The sequence below is a fragment of the Rhizobacter sp. P2_H2 genome, assembly GCF_056403375.1.
The window spans coordinates 1-5,373 of record NZ_JBFUFP010000311.1; the positions used below are offsets into that span (position 1 = coordinate 1).

A 5,373-nucleotide genomic window follows, 5' to 3' on the forward strand; every position below is an offset into this window, starting at 1 on the left:
ATCTTGGCGTCCGGCGCGTCCATCTGCATCACCACCTGCGCGCCGAACACCTTCTGGTACCAGGCGATCGCGTCCTTCGCGTTCTTGATCACCAGGTAGGGCGTGCTGCCGGTGGCGGGCGGCACCGGGTTGACGGCTGTGGTGGGTTTCACCTGCTGCGACTCGATCTGCGCACGCAGCCGGTCTTCCTGCTCGCGCAGCTCGGGCGTGAACTCGGCGCCGAAGTCTTCGGCCTCGAAGACCTGGCGGATCTCGATCTCCGACGACTCGCCCATCGGGTTCGGGCAGCGCTTGACCCAGGCGATCGCTTCGTCGAGCGAGTTCAGCTTCCAGATCCAGAAGCCGGCGACCAGCCCCTTGTCGCCGGCGAACGGGCCGTCGATGACGCTGCGTTCGCGCCCCTGGAAGCGCACGCGGGCGCCCTTCGAACTCGGCTGCAGGCCTTCGCCGGCCTGCATCACGCCGGCCTTCACGAGTTCCTCGTTGAACTGGCCCATGGCCTCGAGCAGCTTCGTGTCGGGCATCACGCCGGCTTCGGAGTTCTTGTCGGCCTTGATCAGGATCATGAATCGCATGCTGGATCTCCTTGGATGAATGGGAAGCGACGGCTTCATTCACGCGACGGCTCGCCGCCGCTCGAATCGACATGCTGCGCCTTCTTTTTTGTAACGGCCGCGGCAGCGGTTATCTTTGCGCCTGCCCGCCACTCCCGGCCGCTGCGGCCATGCCAGCCATGCCTGTCGATTCGACGACCTCCACGACCCGCGTGCGCGTCTGGGACCTGCCGACCCGCCTGTTCCATTGGCTGCTCGTGATCTGCATCGTCGGTTCGGTCGTGAGCGCCAAGATCGGTGGCAACGCGATGGAATGGCACCTGCGCTTCGGGCTGATGGTGCTGATCCTGCTGGCGTTCCGCCTGCTGTGGGGCTTCGTCGGCGGGCGCTGGTCGCGCTTCGCGAGCTTCGTCTATGCGCCGGGCACGCTGCTGCGCCACCTGCGCGGCCAGGGCCGGCGCGACGAATGGCTGGAGGTCGGCCACAGCCCGACCGGCGCGCTGTCGGTGTTCGCGCTGCTCGCGCTGCTCGGGCTGCAGGTCGCGAGCGGGCTGGTGGCCGACGACGAGATCTCGACCACCGGGCCGCTGATCAAGTTCGTCAGCGGCGCCACCAGCAGCCTGGCCACCGCGTGGCACAAGAGCTGGGGCCAGTGGCTGATCTACACGCTGGTCGCGCTGCACATCGCGGCCATCCTGTTCTACCTGCTGGTGCGCCGCAACAACCTCGTCGGCGCGATGCTGCGCGGCGACAAGGTCTTGTCGGATGGCACACCGGCCTCGCGCGACACCGCGCTGACGCGCCTGCTCGCGCTGGTGCTGCTGCTGGCCTGCGCGGGCGTGGCCGGCTGGATATGGGGTCTGGGCGCCTGACAAGCCTCGCCGGGTTGCCTACACTCGGGCACGCCTCTCGGCTTCCACCCGCCTCGCCTGCATGGACACGCCCGTCATCGAACTGGTCACCCCCGACACACCGGAGTTGCTCGACGCCACGCGCGCCATCATGCGCGACTATGCCGACAGCCTGGGCATCGACCTGTGCTTCCAGGATTTCGAGAACGAACTCTCCCGCCTGCCCGGCGACTACGCCCCGCCCACCGGCCACCTGCTGCTCGCGATGGTCGACGGCGCGGTCGCAGGCTGCGGCGCGATCCGCGGGCTGCCCGACGCCGACTATGCCAACGCCTGCGAGATGAAGCGCCTCTTCGTGCGCCCGGCGTTCCGCCGCTTCGGCCTCGGTCGCGTGCTCGCGCAGGCGCTGATCGACGAGGCGCGCCGCGCCGGCTACTCATCGATGCTGCTGGACACGCTGGACGACATGGAATCCGCGCGCGGCCTGTACGCGTCGCTCGGTTTCGAGGAAATCCCGCCGTACTACTTCAACCCGATCCCGGGCGCGCACTACCTGAAGGTGGCGCTCGACTGGCAGACCTCGACCTATTAGCGGCAACACCAGCGACCCCACCCAAGGAGACCTCCATGAATGCCTTTCGCCAGCTGCTCGGATCGTCCGGCGCGCACCCCCCGATCGGCACCTGGATCTCGTCGGGCAGCCCGATCGTCGCCGAGGCGATGGGCTGCGCCGGCTTCGACTGGGGCGTGCTCGACATGGAGCACTCGCCGCTCGACCTGATGGACCTGGTGCACCTGCTGCAGGCGGTGGCGTCGACCAAGATGCTGCCGGTGGTGCGCGTGCCCTGGAACGACGCGGTGGTGGTCAAGCGGGTGCTCGACGCGGGCGCCTCGACGCTGCTGTTCCCGTTCGTGCAGGATGCCGACGAGGCGCGCCGCGCGATCGCCGCGACGCGCTACCCGCCTGATGGCGTGCGCGGCATGGCCGGCATCAACCGCGGCTCGCGCTTCGGCACCATCGCCAACCACGCGACCACGGCCAACCAGCAGATCGGCGCGATCATCCAGCTCGAGACGCCGGCCGCCGTCAAGCGGCTCGAGGAGATCGCCGCGGTGCCGGGGGTCGACGCGATCTTCCTCGGCCCGGCCGACCTGTCGGCCACGATGGGCCACGTCGGCCAGCCGATGCACCCGGCCGTGCTCGACCTGATGTCGCAGGGGGTGCAGCGCTGCAAGGCGATCGGCAAGCCGGTCGGCACCGTCGGCAGCACGCCCGAGGTCGTCGCGCAGTACCGCGCCGCGGGCTTCGATTTCGTCGCGATCTCGTCCGACCTCGGGCTGATGATGCGCGGCGCGCAGGCCTCGCTGGCCGCGCTGCGCACGCGCGACACCGAGCATGTGCACACGCTCGCGAGCGGCACGCGCGCCGAGGCCGCGTACTGAACCTGTTGCCGCGCATCCCCAGAAAGAAGCCGCCGGCCCGGCCGGTTTCGTCGCGGTACGGGCGTAGCATTGCCGCCATCCCGGGCGCCACGAGGCGCCCTGTGTTCCACCTTGCCGGGAAGGCCAATGACTGGATCGTCGAACAACAGCTTTGAACTGCATGCCGGCGCGTTGCGCCTGGCCGTCCGCCCCGACCTGGGCGGCACCATCGCCGGCCTGTGGCACCGCGACCAGCCCATCCTGCGATCCACCGAACCCGGCGAGCTGGCGTCGCCGCGCCTGGGCGGCAGCTACCCGATGGTGCCGTACTCCAACCGGCTCGGCTACCGGCGCTTCCGCTGGAAGGGCAAGGACTACACCACTGCCCCGAACTTCGACGACAGCCCGCATTCGCTGCATGGCGTCGCCTGGCAGCGCGCGTGGGACGTGGTGTCCACCAGCGCGACCGAGCTGGTGCTGGGCTACACGCACGTGCCCGACGAGCACTGGCCGTTCCCGTTCGACGTGAAGCAGTACTTCACGCTGACGCCGTCGCAATGCGGCGTGCAGCTCGTGCTGACCAACACGCACGACGCGCCGGTGCCGGCCGGCGTCGGCTGGCACCCGTACTTCCACCGCCGCGAGCGCAGCCGGCTGCACATCGACCTGTCCGACCGCTGGGATTCCGACGCCACGCAGCTGCCGGTGCGCAAGCACCCGCAGCCGGGCATCGACGGCGACGTGTCGCACCTCGGCTTCGACAACTGCTTCGAGGGCTGGACCGGCCCGGCGCGCATCCGCGACGAGAAGTTCTCGATGCAGGTCACGTCGTCGCTGCCCTACCTCGTCGTCTACACGCCGGCCGACAAGCCGTACTACTGCGTCGAGCCGGTCAGCCATGTCAGCAATGCGATCCACATGGCCGACCCGGCGGCGCACGGCCTGCGCACGCTGCAACCCGGCGAGAGCCTGGACGCGTGGATGAAGATCGACGTGTCCCCTGTCTGAGGTGCGCGACGTGACCCTTGACGCGTACGAGCCGCTGCCCGTGCCGGCCTCGGTGCTCGGCGAATCGCCGCTGTGGCACCCGGTCGAACAGGCGCTCTACTGGTGCGATATCGCCGGCTTCACGCTGAACCGCTTCGATCCCGCGAGCGGGCAGCATGCGCACTGGCGCTTCGAGACCGAGGTCGCGAGCTGCGCCGCGATGCGCGATGGCGGCATGCTGCTCGCGATGCGCGACGGCCTGTGGCGCTTCGACACGACCACGGCACAGCGCACGCCGCTCGCCGCCGCGCCCTACGACCCGAAGCTCGAGCGCTTCAACGACGGCAAGTGCGATCCGCAAGGCCGCTTCTGGGTCGGCACGATCTACGAGCCGCGCAAGCCGGCGCTGGCCGCGCTGTACTGCTTCAGCGGCGGCACGCTGCGCCGCGTGGCTGGCGACGTGACGGTGTCGAACGGGCTCGCCTGGAGCCCGGACGGCCGCACGATGTACTGGAGCGACACCACCTCGCACACGGTGTTCGCGATGGACTTCGACGGTGCGAGCGGCACGCCCGGCCCGCGCCGCGTGTTCGCGCGCTTCCCGCTGAAGCAGCCGGAGCAGGACCTCGCGACCTACGGCGGCCGGCCCGACGGCTCCGCGGTCGACAGCGAGGGCGCGTACTGGTCGGCGATGTTCGAGGGCCAGCGGCTGCTGCGCCTGTCGCCGGCCGGCGAGGTGCTCGGAGAGTTGAAGTTGCCGGCGCGCTGCGCGACGATGCCCTGCTTCGGCGGTGCCGACCTGAAGACGCTGTACGTGACGACCTCGCGCGAGAAGCGCCCGGCCGACGAACTCGCACAGCAGCCGATGGCCGGCCGCGTGCTGGCGTTCAGGGTCGATGTGCCCGGGTTGCCCGCCACGCTCTTCGGTTGAAGCCATGACTCGGGACGAGCAGCTCGCGCGCCTGCGCGACGACACGCCCTGGGACCTGGTGGTGATCGGCGGCGGCGCGACCGGCCTGGGCGTCGCGCTCGACGCGGCGGCGCGCGGCTTTCGCGTCGTGCTGCTCGAAGGCGAGGATTTCGCGAAGGGCACCTCGTCGCGCGCGACCAAGCTCGTGCACGGCGGCGTTCGCTACCTCGCGCAGGGCAACGTGGCGCTGGTGCGCGAGGCGCTGCACGAGCGCGCGACGCTGCTCGCGAACGCGCCCCATCTCGCGCAGCCGCTCGCCTTCGTGATGCCGGGCTACCACTGGTGGGAGCGCTGGTTCTACGGCATCGGCCTGAAGCTGTACGACGCGCTCGCCGGCCGGCGCGGGCTGGGCGACACGCAGCTGCTGTCGACCGCGCAGACGCGCGCCCTGCTGCCCACCGTGCGGGCCGAGGGCCTGAGCGGCGGCGTCAAGTACTGGGACGGCCAGTTCGACGATGCGCGGCTCGCGGTCGCGCTGGCGCGCACGGCCGTCGCGCGCGGCGCCTGTGTCGTCAACCACTGCCGCGTCGACGGCCTGCTGCGCGAGGGGGGCCGCGTGACGGGCCTGCTCGCGCACGACCGCGAGCGC

6 protein-coding genes and 1 pseudogene are annotated in these 5,373 nt (G+C 70.4%); 6 read left to right on the plus strand and 1 reads right to left on the minus strand.

What is annotated here, in order from left to right; translation table 11 throughout:
* Nucleotides 1-143: 143 nt before the first annotated feature.
* A pseudogene (locus AC1D15_RS16660) lies at nucleotides 144-575 on the minus strand (YciI family protein); the annotation flags it as partial.
* A gap of 149 nt (nucleotides 576-724) precedes the next feature.
* Between AC1D15_RS16660 and AC1D15_RS16665 the strand changes: the two are divergent.
* The 6 genes from AC1D15_RS16665 to AC1D15_RS16690 form a co-directional block, all read left to right on the plus strand.
* Nucleotides 725-1,426, plus strand: coding sequence for a cytochrome b/b6 domain-containing protein (locus AC1D15_RS16665; RefSeq protein WP_477826845.1), 702 nt, complete (start codon nucleotides 725-727; stop codon nucleotides 1,424-1,426).
* A 61-nt stretch (nucleotides 1,427-1,487) separates the two neighbouring features.
* Entirely contained in the window at nucleotides 1,488-1,997 is a 510-nt protein-coding gene (locus tag AC1D15_RS16670; protein WP_047501576.1) for a GNAT family N-acetyltransferase, read from the plus strand.
* Between the two features lie 35 nt (nucleotides 1,998-2,032).
* Entirely contained in the window at nucleotides 2,033-2,848 is an 816-nt protein-coding gene (locus AC1D15_RS16675) for an HpcH/HpaI aldolase family protein (protein ID WP_047501578.1), read from the plus strand.
* Between the two features lie 126 nt (nucleotides 2,849-2,974).
* Complete coding sequence (locus tag AC1D15_RS16680) at nucleotides 2,975-3,835, plus strand: aldose 1-epimerase (protein ID WP_477826846.1); 861 nt, start codon at nucleotides 2,975-2,977, stop codon at nucleotides 3,833-3,835.
* Nucleotides 3,836-3,845: 10 nt separating this feature from the next.
* Nucleotides 3,846-4,745 carry an SMP-30/gluconolactonase/LRE family protein gene (locus AC1D15_RS16685; protein WP_477826847.1) on the plus strand — a complete coding sequence of 300 codons (900 nt, stop codon included), beginning with the start codon at nucleotides 3,846-3,848 and terminating at the stop codon, nucleotides 4,743-4,745.
* Nucleotides 4,746-4,749: 4 nt separating this feature from the next.
* Nucleotides 4,750-5,373: FAD-dependent oxidoreductase (locus AC1D15_RS16690; RefSeq protein WP_477826848.1), on the plus strand; the 624-nt coding region annotated here is incomplete at its 3' end.